At 64.7% G+C, this 21,371-nt stretch carries 21 protein-coding genes; 12 read left to right on the top strand and 9 right to left on the bottom strand.

Annotated elements, in window-relative coordinates; all coding sequences use genetic code 11:
* The first annotated feature begins 13 nt into the window (after positions 1-13).
* The 9 genes from F562_RS0115015 (at position 14) to F562_RS21340 (ending at position 8,411) form a co-directional block, all read left to right on the top strand.
* Positions 14-1,018 (top strand): Gfo/Idh/MocA family protein, encoded by a 1,005-nt coding sequence (locus tag F562_RS0115015; protein ID WP_018157795.1) that lies wholly within the window; start codon positions 14-16, stop codon positions 1,016-1,018.
* A complete protein-coding gene (iolC, locus tag F562_RS0115010) occupies positions 1,015-1,977 on the top strand; it encodes a 5-dehydro-2-deoxygluconokinase (protein WP_018157794.1) in 963 nt (320 codons plus the stop codon). The genes F562_RS0115015 and iolC overlap by 4 nt, the downstream gene beginning before the upstream one ends.
* A complete protein-coding gene (locus F562_RS0115005) occupies positions 1,974-2,864 on the top strand; it encodes a Cgl0159 family (beta/alpha)8-fold protein (RefSeq protein ID WP_018157793.1) in 891 nt (296 codons plus the stop codon). Before iolC ends, F562_RS0115005 begins: the two co-directional genes overlap by 4 nt.
* The gene (iolB, locus tag F562_RS0115000; RefSeq protein ID WP_018157792.1) at positions 2,861-3,784 is read left to right on the top strand and encodes a 5-deoxy-glucuronate isomerase; all 924 of its coding nucleotides are present in this window, start codon (positions 2,861-2,863) and stop codon (positions 3,782-3,784) included. The genes F562_RS0115005 and iolB overlap by 4 nt, the downstream gene beginning before the upstream one ends.
* Entirely contained in the window at positions 3,781-5,841 is a 2,061-nt protein-coding gene (gene iolD, locus F562_RS0114995) for a 3D-(3,5/4)-trihydroxycyclohexane-1,2-dione acylhydrolase (decyclizing) (protein ID WP_018157791.1), read from the top strand. The genes iolB and iolD overlap by 4 nt, the downstream gene beginning before the upstream one ends.
* Entirely contained in the window at positions 5,838-6,737 is a 900-nt protein-coding gene (locus F562_RS0114990) for a sugar phosphate isomerase/epimerase family protein (protein ID WP_018157790.1), read from the top strand. The genes iolD and F562_RS0114990 overlap by 4 nt, the downstream gene beginning before the upstream one ends.
* 22 nt (positions 6,738-6,759) lie before the next feature.
* On the top strand, positions 6,760-7,758 hold the full coding sequence (locus F562_RS0114985) for a Gfo/Idh/MocA family protein (protein WP_018157789.1): 999 nt from the start codon (positions 6,760-6,762) through the stop codon (positions 7,756-7,758).
* A gap of 234 nt (positions 7,759-7,992) precedes the next feature.
* Complete coding sequence (locus F562_RS21345) at positions 7,993-8,226, top strand: TIM barrel protein (protein WP_342661922.1); 234 nt, start codon at positions 7,993-7,995, stop codon at positions 8,224-8,226.
* Positions 8,205-8,411, top strand: coding sequence for a TIM barrel protein (locus F562_RS21340; RefSeq protein ID WP_342661921.1), 207 nt, complete (start codon positions 8,205-8,207; stop codon positions 8,409-8,411). Before F562_RS21345 ends, F562_RS21340 begins: the two co-directional genes overlap by 22 nt.
* 22 nt (positions 8,412-8,433) lie before the next feature.
* Here F562_RS21340 and hutI read toward each other — a convergent pair whose 3' ends face one another.
* From hutI to F562_RS20385, 6 genes are all read right to left on the bottom strand, one after another.
* On the bottom strand, positions 8,434-9,597 hold the full coding sequence (hutI, locus tag F562_RS0114965; protein WP_018157786.1) for an imidazolonepropionase: 1,164 nt from the start codon (positions 9,595-9,597) through the stop codon (positions 8,434-8,436).
* The gene (locus tag F562_RS0114960; protein ID WP_018157785.1) at positions 9,597-10,913 is read right to left on the bottom strand and encodes a formimidoylglutamate deiminase; all 1,317 of its coding nucleotides are present in this window, start codon (positions 10,911-10,913) and stop codon (positions 9,597-9,599) included. The genes hutI and F562_RS0114960 overlap by 1 nt, the downstream gene beginning before the upstream one ends.
* On the bottom strand, positions 10,910-12,127 hold the full coding sequence (locus F562_RS0114955) for an allantoate amidohydrolase (protein ID WP_018157784.1): 1,218 nt from the start codon (positions 12,125-12,127) through the stop codon (positions 10,910-10,912). Before F562_RS0114955 ends, F562_RS0114960 begins: the two co-directional genes overlap by 4 nt.
* Positions 12,128-12,131: 4 nt before the next feature.
* A complete protein-coding gene (hutU, locus tag F562_RS0114950; protein ID WP_026181309.1) occupies positions 12,132-13,787 on the bottom strand; it encodes a urocanate hydratase in 1,656 nt (551 codons plus the stop codon).
* Between the two features lie 242 nt (positions 13,788-14,029).
* Positions 14,030-15,595, bottom strand: a complete 1,566-nt coding sequence (gene hutH / locus F562_RS0114945) for a histidine ammonia-lyase (RefSeq protein WP_018157782.1) — start codon at positions 15,593-15,595, stop codon at positions 14,030-14,032.
* A 75-nt stretch (positions 15,596-15,670) separates the two neighbouring features.
* On the bottom strand, positions 15,671-17,143 hold the full coding sequence (locus F562_RS20385; RefSeq protein WP_018157781.1) for an HNH endonuclease signature motif containing protein: 1,473 nt from the start codon (positions 17,141-17,143) through the stop codon (positions 15,671-15,673).
* 173 nt (positions 17,144-17,316) lie between these two features.
* Here F562_RS20385 and F562_RS0114935 point away from each other — a divergent pair, with 173 nt between their 5' ends.
* Positions 17,317-18,078 carry an IclR family transcriptional regulator gene (locus F562_RS0114935; protein WP_018157780.1) on the top strand — a complete coding sequence of 254 codons (762 nt, stop codon included), beginning with the start codon at positions 17,317-17,319 and terminating at the stop codon, positions 18,076-18,078.
* Positions 18,079-18,153: 75 nt separating this feature from the next.
* Positions 18,154-18,417, top strand: a complete 264-nt coding sequence (locus F562_RS0114930; protein ID WP_018157779.1) for a hypothetical protein — start codon at positions 18,154-18,156, stop codon at positions 18,415-18,417.
* Positions 18,418-18,432: 15 nt separating this feature from the next.
* Here the strand turns inward: F562_RS0114930 and F562_RS19495 are convergent, their stop codons facing one another.
* The 3 genes from F562_RS19495 to F562_RS20965 all read right to left on the bottom strand — a co-directional run bounded on the left by F562_RS19495 (position 18,433) and on the right by F562_RS20965 (position 20,939).
* Positions 18,433-19,494 (bottom strand): trypsin-like serine peptidase, encoded by a 1,062-nt coding sequence (locus tag F562_RS19495; RefSeq protein WP_018157778.1) that lies wholly within the window; start codon positions 19,492-19,494, stop codon positions 18,433-18,435.
* Between the two features lie 165 nt (positions 19,495-19,659).
* Positions 19,660-20,418, bottom strand: a complete 759-nt coding sequence (locus tag F562_RS0114920) for a hypothetical protein (RefSeq protein ID WP_156822682.1) — start codon at positions 20,416-20,418, stop codon at positions 19,660-19,662.
* A gap of 125 nt (positions 20,419-20,543) precedes the next feature.
* Entirely contained in the window at positions 20,544-20,939 is a 396-nt protein-coding gene (locus tag F562_RS20965) for a hypothetical protein (RefSeq protein ID WP_169333394.1), read from the bottom strand.
* A gap of 34 nt (positions 20,940-20,973) precedes the next feature.
* Here F562_RS20965 and F562_RS20835 point away from each other — a divergent pair, with 34 nt between their 5' ends.
* On the top strand, positions 20,974-21,126 hold the full coding sequence (locus F562_RS20835) for a hypothetical protein (protein WP_018157775.1): 153 nt from the start codon (positions 20,974-20,976) through the stop codon (positions 21,124-21,126).
* Positions 21,127-21,371 lie beyond the last annotated feature (245 nt).

Here is a 21,371-nt window from a genome sequence, read left to right as displayed (position 1 = left end):
GAATGAGTGCCACATGCGGATCGGAGTCGCCGGCGCAGGGCGCATTGGGGCGTTCCACGCCGCCACCCTCGCCGGACTCGACCATGTCGAGGAGATCGTCGTCACCGACGCGCTCCCCGGCGCAGCCGCCATGCTCGGATCCGAGCATGGGTACGTCGTTGCTGCGGATTACGACGAACTTCTCGGCCGCGTCGATGGCGTGGTGATCACCTCATCCACGTCGAGCCATGCTGATCTGCTGACCCGGGCCGTAGGCGCCGGACTCCCCACCTTCTGCGAAAAACCCGTGGCCTTAACCCTCGATGAGACGATGGCCGTCGCCACACTCGTCGAGACCAGCGAGGTGCCTGTGCAGATCGGCTTCCAACGCCGGTTTGATGCGGGTTATCGCCGAGCGCACGAGGCCGTTCACTCAGGAGAGTTGGGCTTCTTACACACCATCCGAGCGAACACCCACGACCAGTCCCCTCCACCCGCTGAATACATCCCGACCAGCGGCGGGCTATTCCGGGACTGCAACGTCCACGACTTCGACATCCTGCGGTTCGTGACCGGACGCGAGGTCAGAAATGCGTTCGGCACCGGGGCAAACAAAGGTGCCGACTTCTTCGCCGAAGGTGGCGACGTCGACACGGCCGCAGCCGTCCTCACCCTGGACGACGACACCCTGGTCACGGTCAGCGCCACGCGCTACAACGGTGGCGGCCATGACGTCCGGATGGAGGTCATGGGCGAGAAGGGAACGATCGGCGTCGGCTTCGACGACTCGCTTGCCGTCCGCTCGGCCGAAGCAATGGTCGACTATCCCCGCGGTCCACAGAAATGGTCCTTCATGGAGCGATTCCTCCCGGCGTATCAGCTCGAGTTGGCGGCCTTCTGTGATGTGGTCGCCGGAACCCAGGCGAGTCCGTGCACCGTGCAGGACGCGCTCCAGGCCTTTCGCATCGCGGAGGCGTGCGACATCTCCCGGCTCGAGGGTCGGTTGGTCGACCTCAACGAGATCAAGGGAGCCGCATGAGCGCCGCGTACGACCTCATCGCTATGGGACGCACCGGCGTCGACATTTACCCACTCGACCACGGTGTCGGTCTCGAGGAGGTCAAGACCTTCGAGAAGTTCTTGGGCGGATCGGCCACCAATGTCGCGGTCGCTGCCGCCCAGTATGGCCGCCGCAGCGCACTCGTCACCCGGACCGGCGCGGACCCGTTCGGACGTTATGTTGCCCAAGAGTCCCAGCGCCTGGGCGTCGACCCGACCTACATCAGCGCCCACGAGGGTCCGCCCACCCCCGTGACTTTCTGCGAGGTCTACCCGCCAGACGACTTCCCGCTCTACTTCTACCGCTACCCCACCGCGCCAGACCTGCAGCTGGAGCCCGCCGATCTGCCCAGCGAGGATGCCATTCGGCAGGCTCATATCTTCTGGGTGACCGTGACTGGGCTATCCCAAGAACCCTCTCGTGCAACGCATTTCGCGGCGCTCCAAACACGCGGAAGGCGCGCTCACACGGTCTTGGACCTTGACTATCGGCCCATGTTCTGGGCGGATCCTGGCGATGCGAGGACGCATGTCGAGGCCGCCCTCGAATGCGCGAGCGTCGCGGTCGGCAACAAGGAAGAGTGCGAAGTCGCCGTCGGCGAGACTGACCCGCAACGAGCCGCCGACGCGCTACTCGACCGCGGGCTCGACCTCGCCATCGTCAAGCAAGGGCCCAAGGGGGTCCTCGCCGCGACAGCCGACGAACGGGTCGAGGTGCCACCCTTCCCCGTCGAGGTCGTCAACGGCCTCGGCGCCGGAGATGCCTTCGGTGGGGCGCTCGTCCATGGCCTGTTGTCCGGGTGGGACCTGCGCCGCACCCTGGAGTTCGCAAACGTCGCTGGGGCGATCGTCGCGAGCAAACTGGAGTGCTCCACCGCCATGCCGGACGAGACCGAAGTGGCCGCCGCCCTGGCCACCCGTTCCGAGGAGACACCATGATGTCGCGCCAAGACCTCACGATGATCCGCGCCACCGAGCCCGAGCGAATCGATCACGCCTGGGCCTCGCGCAGCCGCCGGCCGTTGCTGCACGACGACGGGCGCATGCTGCTGGTAGCAGCCGACCACCCCGCCCGAGCCGCGCTCGGCGTCAGAGACAACCCGATGGCGATGGCCGACCGCGGTGACACTCTCGATCGACTTGCGGCGGCGCTAGACCGGCCAGGTGTCGACGGCGTGCTCGGAACAGCCGACATCCTGGAGGACCTTCTCCTCATGGGGGCGCTCGAGGGCAAGATCGTCATTGGGTCGATGAATCGCGGTGGCCTGCAGGGCGCTTCGTTCGAAATGGACGACCGCTTCACCGGATACACCCCCTCGGGCATATCGCAGCGTGGACTCGACGGAGGCAAGATGCTGACCCGCATCTGCCTGGACGACCCGGGCACCGTCGCCACGCTGCAGGCCTCGGCGCACGCCGTGGACGAACTCGCCGAGCGGCGCCTCATGGCCATGGTCGAGCCCTTCCTGTCCACGCGCGATGAGCGAGGTCGGGTCACGAATCTGCTCGATCCAGACAGCACCATCCGATCGATTCACGTTGCCTCAGGACTCGGGACCACCAGCGCGCACACCTGGCTCAAACTCCCGGTCGTTGACGACCTTGCTCGGGTCATGGACGCTACGACGCTGCCAACCTTGCTCCTTGGTGGCGATCCGCAGGGAGACCCGACGGAGACGTACGGTTCCTGGGAGAAGGCCCTGGCGCTCCCGTCGGTGCGTGGCCTCGTCGTCGGACGCGCGCTCCTCTACCCACCCGACAACGATGTCGCCGCAGCCGTCGATATTGCGGCCCAACTCGTCCACAACGTAGGAGCTCACTCATGAGCGGACTCGGACAGGACAACGCCCGCTGGGTCATTCCACGTGGAACTGCCGCCCACGATGGATTCGATGTCGTGGTTGATGATCGCCGTGAGGGGTGGAAACACACTGGACTTCGCGTGTGGACAGCCGTCGAAGGCGAAACGGTCACCATCTCCGACGACGGATTCGAGCACATCGTCGTGCCCCTGACCGGCCCGGTACGCGTGACCGCGACGGACGTCACTGGCGAGACGTCGTCGGTCGACCTGGTTGGCCGAACCTCGGTATTTGCTGGGCCGACGGACGTGGCGTACGTCCCCGCGGGCTCCGCACTCACGCTCACCGGTATTGCCGACGGAGCGCGAATCGCGGTGTGCGCAGCCGCTGTCGAGCACCCGAGCGGACAGGAATTCCGACACCTTCCGGCATCCCAGGTGCCCGTCGAACTGCGTGGTGCGGGCGTCGCCTCGCGGGAGGTGCGCAACTTTGGTCAGCCGAACGTTCTCGACGCAGATCAGATCATCGCCTGTGAGGTGATCACTCCGGCGGGCAACTGGAGCTCTTACCCACCGCATAAGCACGACGAGGCCCGGCCCGGCGAGGAGACCGAACTCGAGGAGATCTACTACTTCGAGGTCCAGACTCAAGATGGTTCCGATCATGGCGATCCCGTGGGATACCAACGGGTTTACGGCACTGAAAGTCGACCGATCGACGTCCTGGCCGAGGTGCATACCGGTGATGTTGTGCTGGTTCCTCACGGCTGGCATGGACCTGCGACGGCGCCCCCGGGGTACGACCTTTACTACCTCAACGTCATGGCTGGGCCAGGCGACGAGCGCGCCTGGTTGATCTGTGATGACCCGAATCACGGGTGGGTACGCGACGCCTGGGGTGACCAGGAGATTGACCCTCGCCTTCCCTTGGGAGGAAAGTCATGAACGAATTCTGTTCAGGCACAGTGCGACTGACTGTCGCTCAGGCGATCGTAGAGTTCCTAGGAAAGCAGTGGACTGAACGCGATGGAAATCGCCAGAAGCTGTTCGCCGGGTGCTTTGGCATCTTCGGCCATGGCAACGTCGCCGGCGTCGGCCAGGCGCTGCTGCAGCAGGAGGATGCGGCGATCGCGGCGGGCGAGACGCCACGGCTTCCTTATGTGTTGGCCCGCAATGAACAAGCGATGGTGCACACTTCGGTCGCTTACGCCCGGCAGCGCGACCGACTCCAGACGTGGGCATGCACGGCGTCCGTTGGCCCAGGCTCGACCAACATGCTCACCGGTGCTGCGCTCGCGACCATCAACCGCATTCCCGTGCTGCTTTTGCCCTCAGGGACATTCGCCACCCGGCGTTCGTCGCCGGTGCTGCAGGAGTTAGAGGTGCCGTATGCCGGTGACATCACCGTCAACGACGCCTTCCGGCCAGTCTCGCGCTACTTCGACGAGGTCACCCGGGCCGAGCAACTTCCGTCGGCGTTGCTCGCGGCCATGCGAGTACTTACCGACCCGGTGGAAACCGGCGCGGTGACCCTTTCCCTTCCCCAGGATGTTCAGGCGGAGGCCCACGACTGGCCAGTCGAACTGTTTGAGGATCGAACCTGGAATGTTGCCCGACCACCTGCTGAGAGCGGCCGAATTACCGCTGCTGCCAACCTGATCCGCGCTTCCAGGCGTCCGATGATCGTTGCCGGCGGCGGGGTGCACTACGCGCAGGCCGAGGATGCGCTCGCGGAGTTCTGCGCGGCCACCGGCGTTCCAGTCGGGGAGTCTCAGGCCGGCAAGGGGTCGCTCCCCCACGGTCACCCACAACTGCTCGGCGCCGTAGGCTCGACAGGCACAACCGCCGCGAACACGGTCGCCGAGCACGCAGACCTCGTCATCGGCATCGGCACCCGCTATAGCGACTTCACCACTGCCTCGCGCACCGCATTCGGGCACCCTGACGTGCGCTTCGTCAACCTCAACATCGCGAACTTTGATGCTGGAAAGCAATCGGCGCTCACTGTCGTCGCCGACGCACGAGAAGCGTTGACTGCATTGACGAGTGAACTCGACGGCTGGAGTGTCGAGGACACCTACCGCACGGAGCAGGCTTCGCTCTGGCAAGAGTGGGACGCGCAGGTGACGGAGGCGTACGACCCGCCAGCAGAGGTGACGGACGCACTCACCGATGGCCTGCTCACTCAGGGCAGCGTGCTCGGCGCCGTGAACGAACTAAGTGACCCCCGGGATGTGGTGCTATGCGCCGCTGGTTCCATGCCCGGCGACCTACACAAGCTCTGGCGGGTGCGCGACCGCAAGGGATACCACGTCGAATACGGCTACTCATGCATGGGATACGAGGTCCCGGCGTCCATCGGCATTCGCCTCGCCGACCCCGACCGGGACGTCTTCGCGATGGTGGGTGACGGCGGATACCTCATGATGCCAACCGAACTCGTGACCGCGGTTCAGGAACGAATCAAGGTCATTGTTGTGTTGGTCCAGAATCATGGATTTCACTCGATTGGCTCCTTGTCGGAGTCCCTCGGCTCGCAGCGGTTCGGCACGAGTTATCGCTATCGCGATCCCGAGGGACGACTGGGTGGCGACGTTCTGCCCGTTGACCTGGCTGCGAACGCTCGCAGTCTCGGAGCGACGGTGATCGAGGTGCACAGCCGAGCTGAGTTGGAGCAGGCCATCGCTGAGGCCAAAGCGGCCCCAGACAACGGCGGTCCCGTCGTCATACACGTCGAAACCGATCCCCTTGTGCATGCGCCCGATTCGCGCTCATGGTGGGACGTGCCCGTGAGCCAGACAGCACAACTCGACAGCACCCGCGAAGCCTACGAGGAATACCTCAAGCACCAGTCCGGCCAGCGGGCGTACTTGACTCCGCCCAACACACCGACCCCACCCGACCTGGTCTCGACAAGCTCGACCGACGTACGGCCAGGCTCGACCGACGTACGGCCAACCACGCCGGTTGAGCTTGTCGAAACCCCAAAGGAGAACCCATGACCAACCCCGCCCTCATTGGAAGCGCCCCGGACAGTTGGGGCGTCTGGAATGCCGAGGACCCCGTGCAGGTGCCCTGGCAGCGCTTCCTGGACGAGGTCGCACAGGCCGGATACACACGCATCGAACTCGGTCCCTACGGCTACCTCCCGACCGACCCCAAGCGGCTTCAGGACGAGATCGACCAGCGCGGACTGACCGTGACTGCAGGCACGATCTTCGAGCACCTGCATCGCGAAAGCGGTTGGGACTCAACGTGGAACGACGTTTCTGCTGCCGCCAAGCTCACCGCTGCCATGGGTGCAAAGCACCTGGTGGTCATCCCAGAGTTTTGGCGCGACCCTGTCAGTGGGGAGGTACTCGAGGACCAGGCCATGCCCGATGCGCAGTGGGCGACGTATGCCGAGCGCATGAACGAACTCGGCCGACGGATCCGCGAGGAGTTTGGCCTTCAGATCCAGTTCCACCCACATGCCGACACACACGTCGACACTCATGCCAATGTCGAGCGATTCCTCGCCGAGACCGACCCCGAGCACGTGTCGATCTGCCTCGACACCGGGCACATCTCTTACTGCGAGGGTGACAACCTCAAACTGATCCAGGACTACCCCGAGCGCATCGGGTATGCCCACCTCAAGCAGGTGGACCCCAAGATCATGGAGAAGGTACGCGCCGAGGGCCTCGGCTTCGGCGAGGCGGTCAAGCTTGGCGCGATGTGCGAGCCACCCCAGGGCATACCGCCCATGCCGCCCGTGCTGGAAGCGCTGGCAGCACTAGATCACGTCGAGCTCTTCGCGATCGTCGAGCAGGATCTGTACCCCTGCGAGCCGGACGTCCCCCTGCCCATCGCAACCCGCACCTTGTCGTATCTGCAGTCCTGCGGACCACTCCGCTAACCCGACCATCCAGGAGCACCCCATGACCAACCCTCTGCGCGTCGGTGTCATCGGCGTCGGCAAGATGGGCGCCGACCACGCTGACCGCGTCACCTCCTCTCTCGGTGGCGCAGTGCTTGCGGCAGTGGCCGATCCAGACACCACCACGGCGGAGCAGCTGGCGACGGCATACGGAGTCCGCGCCTTTGCCGACCCACTGGCACTGATCGCCGATGAAGACGTCGACGCCGTGATCATCGCCTCTCCCGGTTTTGTGCACGAGGAACAACTGCTGGCCTGTATCGACGCGGGCAAGTACGCACTCTGCGAGAAGCCGCTGACGATGGACGCGGAGTCCTCACGCCGCGTGGTCGAGGCCGAGCGAGCGGGCGGGACACCGCTGATTCAAGTCGGGTTCATGCGCCGCTTCGATCCGGAGTATCTCGAGATGAAGCGCCACATCGACGACGACGATTTCGGTCGGCTTCTCCTCGTGCACAACGTGCATCGCAATAAGGCGGTCCCCACGGACTTCCTGTCCGAGATGGCGGTCCGCGACTCACTCGTGCACGAGGTCGACACGGTGCGGTGGCTCTTTGGTCAAGAGATCACCGAGATCACCGTGCATTCGCCCGCGCCGTCATCGCTCGCCCACGACGGCATGGTCGACCCGCAGATCGCGATCTTCAAAATGGCTGGCGGCGGCATGGTGACCAACGAGGTGTTCGTGAACTGCCAGGTCGGTTATGAAGTGCGCTGTGAGGCCACGCTTGAGCATGGCAGCCTCACGGTCGGCTTGGGCGGTGGCACGTTGATCCGTTCACAGAACCGTTGGGGCGGAAGCATTCCCGACGATTTCAGGGTGCGTTTCGCCGATGCCTACGACCGCGAGGTGCAATCGTGGGTCGGGGCCACCAGACGCGGTGAAGTGGTCGGCCCTACCGCGTGGGACGGCCTTGCCTCGACCGTCGTGTGCACGGCCGGGATGGAGTCACTCGCCTCCGGACGCCCTGTTTCGGTTTCGCTGCCCGAAGTCGAGTGATCGATAGTGCTCAAGGCTGACTCGTGACCTCTACCGCGCCGATGCCCTTCACGCTTGCCGCATGCGCGGAGATGATCTTCCTAGACCTGCCGATGGCCGAACGCATCCGCCGCATCACTGATCTTGGCTTCCAGTGCGAGATCTGGAACTGGACCAAACACAACCTCGAGGACCTGGAGGCATTACGCTGTCACACCGGTCAACTCCGTCACCGGGCCGATGCGGCCAGCTGCCGTGAAAATCCTTCAGCGACTTGCGGATCTCGCGCGGGAGCACGATGTGGTGTTCGTCCTGGAGAATCTCAACACGGCCGTCGACCACCCAGGCACGCCGTTTGCCCTTGCGTCGGACTGCCCTGAGTTGGTCAAGGCGGTCGACATCCCCCACCTGCGTTTGATGCTCGACTTGTATCACGCTCAGATCGGCGAGGGGAATCTCATCGAACTGTGCCGGAGCGCTCTGCCATGATCGGCGAGATTCAGGTCGCCGACGTACCAGGTCGATGCGAACCGGGCACTGGCGAGATCAACTACTCATCGGTGGCGCGCGCCTTGGCCGACGCGGGATATCGCGGCACCATTGGACTTGAGTCCTGGGCGAGCGGTGAGCCGGAGGTCGCGCTCGAACGCTTTCGCTACGCGTTCACGCTGTGAGAGCGTATGTGCAGCCTGCGGATTACCCGACGTCCAACGTCGACGCGATGGGCACACCCGCGCGGTACGGAATGTGCAGGTACGACGGCGCGTCGAGCACCGCGAGGTCGGCGCGCGCTCCGACACTCACGCGCCCGACGTCGTCTCGGCGCAACGAGGCCGCAGCGCCGAGGGTCGCAGCTATGAGTGCCTCGGCAGGCGTCATGCCCATCTCGCGCACGGCGAGGGCGATCGCCGTGGGGATCGAACTGGAATAGCAGGTTCCCGGATTGCAGTCGCTCGCAATCGCGACCTGGACACCGGCGTCAATCAACCGGCGGGCATCGGGGTAGGGCGATCTGGTCGAGAACTCCACGCCAGGTAGAAGGGTGGCTACCGTGTCGCTCGCCGCAAGCGCATCAATGTCAGAGTCGGCCAAATACGTGCAGTGGTCAACGGACGCGGCGCCAACCTCCACCGCAAGGCGCACCCCCGGTCCCTCGCCCAGCTGATTGCCGTGGACCCGGGCCAGTAGACCTGCTTCCTGCCCGGCGCGTAGCACCCTTCGGGACTCATCCTCGGTGAAGGCATGCGGGCTGTGCGGCTCACAGAAAACATCGATCCAGCGGGCGTGCGGTGCGCACGCGGTGAGCATGTCGCCGACGACCAGGTCGACGTAGGCATCCCGGCCGGCACGCATCTCGGGCGGGACAACATGCGCGCCAAGAAACGTCGTCTCGGAGGTGAACTCGGCAGCGATTCGTAGTGCTCGTGCCTCGTCTTCGACGGTCAGTCCATATCCGCTCTTGATCTCGACCGTCGTCGTTCCTTGTGAACGCATCTCGGCAACTCGACGGGTGACGAGCGCCCGCAACTGATCATCCGAGGCGTCCCGAGTCGCGGCGACTGAGACCGCAATGCCACCGCCGTCGTACGCCTCGCCGGTCATACGCGCGGCGAACTCGGCGGAGCGGTCGCCGGCGAAGACGAGATGCGCATGGCTATCGACGAAGCCCGGGATGACTGCACGCCCCTCGACATCGACGCGCTGGTCTGCCGCCGGAGCCTCAGCCGCGAGGCCGACCCACACGATCTCATCGGCGTCGATGACGACAGCGGCCTGGTTGACCAGACCGAGCTCGCCCTCGCCGGCTTCGGGGTCGTTGGTGAGGAGCTCGCCGATGTTGGTGACGACGGTGCTGGTCATCAGTTCTCCGTCCAGAGGGGTGTGATCGCGTCGTTCAGCATTCGCCCCACGTCACCAAGGCGATGCTCGCCGCCCGAGACGACGACCTCACCATCCCGGATGACGGTGTCAATGTCACCGGCACTCGCCGCGAGCACGATCTGAGCCGGATCCACTCCGGCCGTTCGAACGGTATCGAGTCGGACGGCGACGAGATCGGCGCGCTGGGCAACCGCGAGGCGCCCCACCTCCGGCCAGCCAATCGTGCCGTGTGCGGTAGCCGCAGACAACAGTTCATCAGGCTGAATCCGCCCTCGTTGCAGCGTGTTCAGTCGCTCATGCATTTCAAGGGCGCGCGCCTCTTCGAGGATGTCGATGACGGCATGCTGATCCGAACCGAGGCTGAGCTGCGCCCCGGCGTCGAGCAGGCCACGTGCCGGCCCGATGCCATCGGCAAGGTCACGTTCGGTCGTCGGGCAAAAGCACGCGGTGGCGCGCACAGATCCGAGCGCACGGACGTCAGCGTCGCTCAGATGAGTCGCATGAACAGCGCTGAACTGGTCGTCGACCATGCCGGCCTCGTGAAATAGCGCAGTCGGACTGAGTCCATAGAAAGCGTGGCAGGCATCGTTCTCGCCTGGTTGTTCAGACACGTGCGCATGCAGCGGCCGCCCCGCGGCAGCCTCGCGAATCGTCGCCAGGTGTTCCCGGGGAACGGCGCGCACCGAGTGCACCGCTGCGCCCACACGAAATTGGTCATCTTCGCGCAACCGAGACACCCGCGTCGACCAGGCGTGTGCGTCGCGGTCGCCAAACCGCTCCTGAACGCCCACGAGCGGAAGGTGTCCATCGGCGTTCAATCCCCCTGCGAGATAGCAGGTGTCGAGCAACGTCAGTCTGACCCCGGCGTCCCGAGCCGCTTGCCGCAGCGCCTCACCCATGTCGTTGGGGTCGGCATACTGTCCGCCGCCCGGTGCGTGGTGCAGGTAGTGGAACTCCCCCACGCTGGTGATCCCGGCCAACGCCATTTCGGCATAGACGGCTCGCGCGAGGGTGAGGTAGGTGTCCGGGTCGAGCCGACCAGCGATCGCATACATCTGCTCGCGCCAGGTCCAAAACGTTCCACCGCCATGGTGCGTACGTCCGCGCAGCGCGCGATGGAAGGCATGGCTGTGGCAGTTGGCGAGCCCGGGAAGAACCACGCCAGGAAGTTTGTATGCCTCATCCTGCGGAACGTCGGGAGTGATCGTGACGAAGCGACTCTTGTCGATTTCGAAGCGCACGTTGTGTGCGAGCCCCGCTGGCAGGAAAGCGTTTTCGGCCCAGTAGACGCTCACGATGCGAGGTCCTCCAGCACGGTGATCAGTGCTTCGACACCAGCATGGCAATCCACCGGCTCAGCAAACTCACTCGGTGCATGCGAGACGCCCGTCGGGTTGCGCACGAACAGCATGGCCGTACGCACTCCCGCGTTAGCCAGGATGCCTGCATCGTGTCCAGCTCCCGTTCCGAGCGCCGGAGTCGACTCGCCGAGCGTGCGCCGCACTCGCGCGGACAACTCGTCGTCGAACGGTGTGCTCGGTGTCCAGGAATCTTCGTGCCACTCACCGCCGAGATCACGCACGAGCGCGGCGAGATCCGCAATCGTCCGCTGGACAGCATCAGCATCAGGTCCCCGCGCATCGAGGTATGCCGTCACGTGCGCTGGCACGGCGTTGATCCCGTTGGGCTGCAGGGACATTCGCCCGACCGTTGCGACGCACCCGTACTGAGCCGCTCGCAACCTCGCCGCCGTGATCACCTCAGTCGCTTTGAGCAACGCATCGTCGCGGTCCTCTAGACGAGTGGTTCCGGCATGATTGGCGACTCCAGGAAGCTCCGCTCTCCATCTGCCATGCGGCCAAATGTCGGTGGCGACAGCGACGGCGGAGGTGCTCTGGTCGTACTGCTGCGGATCGGCCATGGCCCGACCTTGCTCAACGTGCAACTCAACAAACGCGTCGATACGCGCCAGCGTCTGTGGGTCGGGGCCGATCGAGGTGGACCGTCCTGCTGCGCTCAGTGCTTCGGCCATGGTCACACCATCAGCGTCGGACAAACCGAGCGCGCGCTCAGCGGAGAGCGCGCCGGTGATCACGCGAGAGCCAGCGCACGCCACGCCGAAACGCGCACCCTCCTCGTCTCCGAAATTGACGACGCCGATCGGACGGGTGGACTGAAAACCCTTTTGTTGCAACGCATCTACTGCCGCCAGCGCGCTCACGACACCCAAGGGCCCGTCGTAGGCACCGCCGTCTGGCACGGAGTCCAGATGTGACCCGGTCACGATGCCAGGGGCTGCGTCAGGGTCACCCCACCATGCCCACTGGTTGCCCATCCGGTCCTGGGTGAGGTCGAGCCCCAACCGAGCACACTCACCCGCGAACCACTCGCGCAGGGTGTGGTCCTCCCGGGTCCAGGCGAAGCGGTGGTAGCCACCGGTGCGCGCGTCTCGACCAATGGGTTCGAGTTCGGCCCACATGCGGTCAAACTCACGCAGCGCGTCGGTCACGACCTCATCCTTCCAGCATCGGGACGCGTACGCCCCGCTCGCGCGCGACCTCCTCTGCGCGGTCGTATCCCGCGTCGACGTGGCGGATGACGCCCATTCCGGGGTCGTTGGTGAGCACCCGGGCCAACTTCTCGGCGGCCAGTGCCGTGCCATCGGCCAGCGAAACCTGCCCGGCATGGATGGACCGACCGATCCCCACTCCGCCACCGTGGTGAATCGACACCCAGTCGGCGCCCGAGGAGGTCGCGACCATCGCGTTCAGCAGCGGCCAGTCGGCGATCGCGTCGGAGCCGTCGGCCATCGACTCGGTCTCGCGGTAGGGCGATGCCACGGAACCGCAGTCAAGGTGGTCGCGGCCAATGACGATCGGGGCGCTGACTGCACCAGAGGCGACCAGGTCGTTGAACGCTAACCCTGCCTTGTCACGCTCGCCGTAGCCGAGCCAGCAAATGCGAGCAGGCAATCCCTGGAAGGCAATTCGCTCCTGCGCGCCGCGGATCCACTTGTGCAGCCGGTCGTTGTCGGGGAACAGGTCGAGCACGGCTTTGTCGGTCGCGGCGATGTCTTTCGGGTCGCCCGAAAGTGCCGCCCAACGGAACGGGCCCTTGCCCTCGCAGAACAGCGGTCGAATGTATGCCGGCACGAACCCGGGAAACTCGAACGCGCGGTCGTACCCGCCTTGACGCGCCTCGTCGCGGATGGAATTGCCGTAGTCGAACACCTCGGCACCGGCGTCTTGGAACTCGACCATCGCTTGCACGTGCTTGGCCATGGAGGCTTGCGCGCGCTCGGTGAACTCCTCGGGCTTCTTCTCGGCGTATTCCTGCCAGTCGGCAAGGTCGATGTCTTCGGGAAGGTAGGACAGCGGATCGTGAGCGCTGGTCTGATCAGTGACGATGTCGACGGGTACGCCGCGGCGCAGCAGTTCAGGGAACACGTCGGCGGCATTGCCCACCACACCGATCGACCAGGCGCGCCCCTCATTCTTGGCGGCAACGGACTTCTTGATCGCATCGTCGAGGTCGTCGGCGACCTCGTCGAGATAGCGGTGCTCAACGCGGCGCTTCAGCCGAGCCGGGTCGACGTCGACCACGAGGCACGCGCCGTCGTTGAGGGTGACCGACAACGGCTGCGCACCGCCCATGCCTCCGCAGCCAGCGGTGAGCGTGAGGGTGTTCTTGAGGGTGCCGTTGAAGCGTTTCTCCGCGACCGCGGCGAAGGTTTCGTAGGTCCCTTGCACGATGCCCTGGGTGCCGATGTAGATCCACGACCCGGCCGTCATCTGGCCGTACATCGTCAGTCCGAGGTGCTCCAGGCGGCGGAACTCGGGCCACGTCGCCCAGTCCCCCACAAGGTTCGAGTTCGCAAGCAAGACTCGCGGCGCCCACTCGTGGGTTTGCATCACGCCAACCGGTTTGCCGGATTGCACGAGCATCGTCTCGTCGGGGCGAAGCGTGGTGAGGGTACGCACCATCGCATCGAAGCTCTTCCAGTCGCGCGCGGCACGACCGGTTCCGCCATAGACGACCAAATCGTCTGGGCGCTCAGCATTCTCGGGGTCGAGGTTGTTCATCAGCATCCGCAGCGGGGCCTCGGTCGACCACGACTGAGCGGTCAGTTGCGTGCCACGCGGGGATCGTACGGGGCGGGCGCCTTCCATCATGTGTCGTCCTTTCAGACGTCGGTCGAATGCGTGCGGAAGCCCTCAGCGAACGGTTCTCCAAAGTCAAGTCCGCCACCGGGCAGGTGCAAGGAGTTCTGCGCGGGCGTTGGGCCCTCGCCGGTCGCCGCACTTGGTCTCGATACGGCCTCCGCAAGCTCCGGCCTACTCGACCGGCGCTCATCCGGCCTACTCGACCCAGTGCTCATCGGGACTGCTCAACCAGTAATGAAGCAAGCCGCTCATGACAGCGTGCCTGTCACAGACTCTGCGGCCGTGACTGCGGCTCCGGTCGCGACGAGTTGAACCGCATGCTCGATCTCGGGTGCGAGGTACCGGTCGGTGCCAGGGCCATCGACGTCTTCCCGTAGCGCCGCGATCACGGCGGCGATCGCAGGGGACGGCGCGTGCGGGGCCCGCAGGTCGAGTCCTCTTGCCGCGGTAAGGAGTTCGATGCCGAGCACGCGGGTGAGGCCGTCGACGGACCGGCGCAGCTTCCGCGCGGCAGACCAGCCCATGGAAACGTGGTCTTCCTGCATGGCACTGGAAGGAATCGAGTCGACGCTTGCCGGGTTGGCGAGACGTTTGAGCTCACTGACGATCGCAGCCTGGGTGTATTGCGCGATCATGTGGCCGCTGTCGACCCCCGGATCATCAGCGAGGAATGGGTTGAGGCCATGGTTGCGTGCGGCGTCGAGGAATCGGTCGGTGCGGCGCTCGCTGATGCTGGCCAAGTCGGCGGTGGCGATCGCGAGGAAATCGAGCACATATGCCACCGGCGCCCCGTGGAAATTGCCATTGCTCTCGACTCGCCCATCTCGTGTGACGACGGGATTGTCGATGGCGGAGGCGAGTTCGCGCTCAGCGACCGACGCGGCATGGTCGACCGTGTCGCGTACGGCACCAGCCACCTGGGGCGCACAACGCAAGGAGTAGGCGTCTTGCACACGAGTGCACTCATGCGGATCACGATGACTCTCGCGAATTGCGCTGTCGGCCATGAGCTTTCGCAAGTTGGCGGCGCTCGCTGCCTGGCCCGGGTGCGGCCGGATCTCCTGCAGATCGGCGGCAAAGACGTCGTCGCTGCCCATCAGACCCTCAACGCTCATCGCCGCGGTGATGTCGGCGGTCACCAGGAGGCGGCGTAGATCGCTGATCGCCATGACCAGCATGCCGAGCATCCCATCGGTGCCATTGATCAACGCGAGCCCCTCCTTCTCGCGCAGTTCAACAGGAACGATGCCGTGCTGCTGGAGCGCCTCGCCAGCATCGAGCAGTTCACCATCGCGGTCTCGCACCTGCCCCTCTCCCATGACAGCAAGCGCGCAGTGCGCGAGCGGCGCGAGATCACCAGAACAGCCAAGCGAGCCGTACTCGTGAACGACCGGGGTCAGCCCCGAATTGAGCAGATCGGCATAGGCCTGGGCAGTCTCGCGGCGCACCCCGGTGTGGCCGGTCGCGAGCGTCGAAAGCCGCAAGAGCATCGTCGCGCGGACGACCTCGCGCTCCACCTCGGGTCCGGACCCGGCAGCGTGTGATCGTACGAGACTGCGCTGCAGTTGCGCCCTCATGTCGTGCGGGATATGGCGGTTCGCGAGGGCCCCAAACCCCGTGGAGACGCCGTAATGCGGGACGGTGTCGCTCGCGAGTTGCTCGATGACAGTGCGAGCGCGCTCGATCGCCGCGACCGCCTCGTCGGACAGCGCGACGGGCACCTCATGGCGAGCCACCGCGACGACGCCGTCGAAGGAGGGCTTGCCGGTGCCGATGGTGACGAGGACGCTTCCCGGCGCTGTGGTGCTGGTCATGGATTCATTTCACCGGCTTCTGAGCCAGAAAAGTCCACAAGGGACCATCTTCTATCTCGGATTTGAGACAGCGCGTCACGCGGCACGCCGGAGGTGGCGCATCGAGCCAGGCCGCAGATCCCAGGTGACACCGACCGCGTCTGCCTTCGCGGTGTATTCCTCGCGGTGCACGACGGTGTGGTGTCGCTGGCAGAGCAGGGCAGAGTTGTCCAGTGAGGTCGGGCCCCCCTCAGACCAGGGCACGATGTGGTGGACCTGGCACCAACTTGGCGGCCGGTCGCATCCTGGGTAGGTGCAACATCGATCGCGTTCGGCGACGGCCACCCGAAGACCTCGGGTGACCAGGCGTTTGGATCGCCCGACATCGAGGGGTTCACCCCGGGACCCCAGGACCATGGGCAGAATGTCGGCGTCGCACGCGAGTCGGCGAACCTGGTGTGCGTTCAGGGAGGTGCCAGTCTCGGTGCGACCGTGGCCGCGAAGCCGACCGGCGAGCACGTCGTGGTCAATGGTGACGACGATCCGGGCGGATCCGCTCGTCGCGGTCGCGCCGTCGTCATCAATGGCCGCGCTGCCACGAGTGACCAGCAGCACCAACCCATCAGCGCGACGCTTGCCAGCAGTACGCGTGTCGATCTCACCGGTCTTCTCACCACCCGCGTGACGATGGAAAACGTCGTCACAACACGTGCTGCCGATCGCGGGCGCGGACAGCGCGTCGATCGCGTGCTTCACCTGCGCCGCGTGCAGCGGCCCGAGTTCGGCGGTTAGACGGTGCATACCGTTGGGCAGTTCAGACCACGTCACGGACTCTGCGGCATCCAGTTTGTCGTCAAGGTCTTCAAGGAAGCTCTCGTCGGCATAGGTTGCGATCACCCGCCCCGAAAGCTCACGGATCGCCCTAGCCCCCGAGCCAGCAGGGAGCGACAGAAAATGCCCGAGGACCGCGTCTCGCGTACCCCCGGGCAGGACGGGCATGACCTTGTCGACCTCGATCAAGGCCGTACGCGCGGCGGCCACCCCAACGTGGTTAGTGGCAAGCGCTGTCGCCAACAACTCGTTGCGGGGCTCGGTGCAAGCGGACGCGACTTTAGCGATCCGTGTCGCCACCGCGGGCTCTACCCCCGGGAGAGCAGGCGCCCCACCTTCCGAGGGGTCCGCATCTTCTGCCACGGGGCTTTCCAGGGCGCCATCAAGACGCACCAGCGGCCCAGCGGTCCCGGGGCTGGTCGAAGGCAACAAACCTTCGATTGCCTCGCCCGTGCTCAGTCGCGAAACCCACTGCGCAGCACCCGCCGCAGTGGATTCGACCACGACGCCACGCTGAATCGCCTCAGCAACCAACGCCACCGCCGCAGTCTCAGCAATTTGCAGCACCGCCAACACATTTCGCGTGAAGACAGCGAGATCGCGAGTACCTAATTGGTGCCGAACGGTACCCACCGTCGCGAGCCCAGCAAGACCATCGAGCACGAGCCGCGCGCACTCAGCGGCGCTCATCGCCAACTCGGCCCCCACACCAGCAGGCGGCGAACTGTGAGCATTCACTGGCGACACCTCCAACGATGATTGATGGGTTCGACGTACCTTCATTATCGAACACGTGTTCGATAATAGTCAAGGGTTAGATCCCCAAATTCTTGGTCGAATTGCACCTGCACACGGGAGCCAGTCAGGAGCGCGGCATACCGTCGTCTCATGACCCTCGGGAGACGACGTCGATGACAAATGCGCCCGCTGCCGCGCATGCGCTTAAGGTGCTGCGCCTACTCGCCAAGCATGCCGAGCCTGCCGCCGCGGCCACGATCGCGCGCGAGCTTGGGCTGCCCCGCTCCTCGACCTATCACCTCCTCGCGGTGCTGCGCGATGCCGGCTTCGTGCACCACCTGCCAGACGAAAGGCGTTGGGGGCTAGGCGTGGCCGCGTTCGAACTCGGATCGGCATACAGCCGGCAAGCGCCGCTGCAGCGGATGGCGCGCCCCATCCTGGGGCGACTCGTCGACGCCACGACCCACAACGCTCACCTTGTCGTTCTGCACGGGCGTGACGTGCTCTACGTCGTCGAGGAACGCGCGCCAGGGCGGCCGTCGCTCGTCACGGATGTGGGCGTACGCCTCCCGGCATCTCTGACCGCTTCCGGCCTGGCCATTCTCGCCGCCTTACCCACGCAGCAGGTACGCGCGCTGTTCCCCTCGCGGGAGGCATTCGTACAGCGGGACGGTCACGGAGTGTCATCGCTCACGGCGCTGCGTTCGGAGCTGGCTCAGGTGCGTCAGCGGGGGTACGCGCTCGAAGACGGTTCCGTCACGCCCGGATTGACGTCCGTTGCCGGAGCAGTGTTGGACCACAACGGTTTTCCCGCAGCCGGGATTGCGATCACCTACCCGCATGACGACGTGGACGCCGGCGAGCGCAAGCTTCTCGTCGACGAAGTGCATCGCGCGACGGGTGAGTTGTCGCGGCGGTTGGGTCATCGCGCGTAAGACCATCGATTGAGGATCGAGACCTGTCCCCTGGGCACGACCCTCGGTACCCTGCCGCACGGGAGGAAATGAGACATGAGGAAAGTACGCACAACGGCAGCCGAAACCAGGGGACCCACCGCCCGCGACCGTGCCATCGTCAAGGTCGGCGGAACGGTCGCCTTCCTGCTGTTTGCAGGTTTCTTCGTCGCGCTCGCCATCAACAGTTTCGGCGAGGGCTCATACTTCTTCGGTGGTATCGACCTGCTGATCGTGGCGTACGCGCTGGCGCGGGCTTACGGCTTTGCGCGCGGCACCGTTGGCACGCCCCTGGTCGCGTGGCTCGCCTCTCGTCGCTGACGTACGTGAGTGTTGTCAGGAGACGGCGTATCCCTTCACCAGGTCGTAGGCTTCCTTGGCGGCCTGACCGAAGTGCGGGCCGAACATGCGCCCCGGGTAGATGTTGACAAGGTGGGAGTTGACCGAGATCGCGGTGCCGGCACCGGTGGCGACGTTGAGTCCGACCATCCAGCCACCACCTGAGGCGCCCTGGTTCAAACGGCAATTTAGACCCTTGGTTCCCACGTAAGCGCCCGCGAAGGATTTACCCGAGCAGTAGTACGAGTCCGACCCATCGAACGGCTTTGCGGCCGGGTAGCCGAACGCGTACGTCTGCGACCCCTGGTGCGTCGCACCGAAGCCCACTCCAGCCGAACCAACGGTGTCTCCCAGAGTCTTGCCACCGTTCTTGGCCACAGCGAAGAACGCCACGTCACCGGCAAGGGTTGAGGAGTTGGCCCAGGCGATAGTCGTGCCTCCCCAGACGCCGTTCCACTGCCCATACGGTGCCGCGCCGTCCTTGTAGGCCGGAATGAACACGACATTCTTGAAGAATCCGCCCTTGATACCACCGGATCCTTGATGCATGCAGTGGCCCGCGGTCAGAACGGTTGACTTGTTGCCGGCCGTCACCGCAGTCGCCGAGCACTGGTAGCGGTTTGCATTCGCCGGCTTGCGTGGGTCGATGTAGAACATCTTGCCCTGTTGCTTGTAGTGGGCATACTGCTCGCATCCCTGATACAGGCCGCTCGCGTTCGTTGCCGGGAGAGAGCATGCCTGCTCCGCGGCCGACCGCTTGACGCTCGACGACGCGGACGTGCTCGGGACGGTGAGCCCTGCGCCAAGGTCGAGCTTCGTCGCCTGCACCTTCTTGTGCTGTGCCGCCGATACCGTGCGCTTGACCGGAATCGCGGACCGCAACTGCGCCGCTGTCCACTTGGCACCGCTGCCGGAGCGACCCTGCTGCGCAGACTCCAGTGGAGCGCCGATTACCCCTTCCTGCATCTTCGAGGCTTCGCCAGCAGCTGACGCCGACACGCCTCCGAGAGATGCTGCAGCGACCACCGCAGTTGCGGCTGCCCCGAAACTAACCGCCATGCGATTTCTCATGATAGTTCTCCCTGTGGAATCGGCCCGATTGCCGTGAGTTAAACGCTAGGCCGAGAATCCTCTGGAAAGGGTCATGAGATTTCCTGCATTCGTCCGCAATACTGCCGGTCTCCCTCCGCCTGCTGCCGGTCCCCGCCGGCTAGGCAGCACGACCTACGGGCGGACGAGACGGTTCTTAGCCGTGACGACCTGCAACTCAAGTGCTGGGCCCGCGATGTCGACGGAACCATCGACATTCATCCACTCGCCCCCCTCGAGCGAAACCTGCGCGCCATACCTGGTCGATACGTTCGCGCGGTACGAACCCTTCTTGTCGTACGGGTGCTTGATATCACCATCGGGGTACGCTCCGCCCAACGACTTAGTCGCCCCAGACGACGATCCGTCACCATATTTGAACGTGTTTGACATGAACGTTGGCTTGATTCGCAACGCATAGCCCAACAACGTGACGCTGTGCACCTCGTCCGGCTCGAACCCAGCCGACGGCCAATTGAGCTTGAAGTACGCAGGGAGCGTCACCAGCGTCTTATTTCCCACCGGCTGCATCGACAGTTGGGGTTTCGCAAACGGTGTCCTGAAGGCGGCCTCGCGAATCATGGCCAGCGTCAATTGCGGATTGCTGCCGGAGCCGGGCACTTGGTCCGTGAAACACGTGATACCTACTTGCTCCCAATTCCCGGCGCTGCCGTTTGCTGAGACGATGCGGCGCTCGACCATGGACGCCGGCGCCCGGCCTTCGGTCTCGTTGCAATCGGTGTCGTATGCCGACTGTCGCGGGCAGTCCTCGCCGCCACCACCGCACAAGTCGACGGCCCGGTATTCGTAGAGCACTAGCGGGCCTCCGGACTGGCCACCTCCGCCGCCGCCGCTGGGGCGCGCAGGAAGGTCGCGAGTTTCCCCCTCACTCATGCTCGTTGTCGACCCATTGCTACCGATCTCAACTTTCGGGTCGCCCTCGGCTGAGACGGCATTGGGCGAAAGTGAGATCGCTACAAACGCGACCCCCATGAAAATTAAGGACCCCCTTTTAACGGTCACCCCACAACCGCCTTTACTGCATGCACTTTGCGGTCCATTGGCGCATCATTTACAAAGAACGCGACTTCGTCCGCCGGGGTGTCTTTCGTGCGACTTGTAACTTTACCCTTAGGATCGACCATTGACACGCTACGCTGGTCCAACATTCCGAAAACTCTGATCATTCCAGATTGGTCTGCAGTTTTGACCTCTGTCACCGTGAATTCCACCGGCGTCCCTTGCAGCCGCCGATCTGCATTCTTTAGTGACACAACCGTGGCGCGGTGGTCTTTACACGCCGCGCAACCTTCGCCAATTAACGAATCGAGGTCCTTAAGTTTATCCGGGTCACGAAGGCTGGCGTTCAGAGTACTTACGTACTTGTTCACGAACTTAATCGCAGGCTCAGTCACTTTCTTATCCTTGATCACCCCCGGCAGGTCATCCGTGACCGTCGATTTCGACGCGCTACTCGACCCGGACCCACTCCCCGAACTCGTCGAGCCCGACCCAGAAGCCGTCGCCGAGGCCGTCCCCGACGGCGGCGCCGACGACGTCCCACTGGGCGTACCGCTTGCTTCGGAGGCCTTCGCAGCCTGAGTGCTCGCGTACTCATCGACCGACTGCGTCGTCGGGCCGTCCTCCCCAGAGCCACCACACGAACCCAGCACAGAGGCAGCAACGAATGCCCCCACAACAGTGGCCACACGTACACGGTTCAGCGACATCGAATCCTCCTGAGTGAATGGCGCCGGTCCGCGCGCCAACCCCTCAGAGCCGGACCCACCAACCGCACCGAACGCGTAAGTGAGTATGCCCCAACTCGCCCAGGCGATGGTGAGAGT

The sequence above is a fragment of the Demetria terragena DSM 11295 genome, from assembly GCF_000376825.1.
Classification (GTDB): domain Bacteria; phylum Actinomycetota; class Actinomycetes; order Actinomycetales; family Dermatophilaceae; genus Demetria; species Demetria terragena.
The sequence above is the reverse complement of the archived record's forward strand: the minus strand, read 5'-3'. Positions and strand labels throughout refer to the sequence as shown.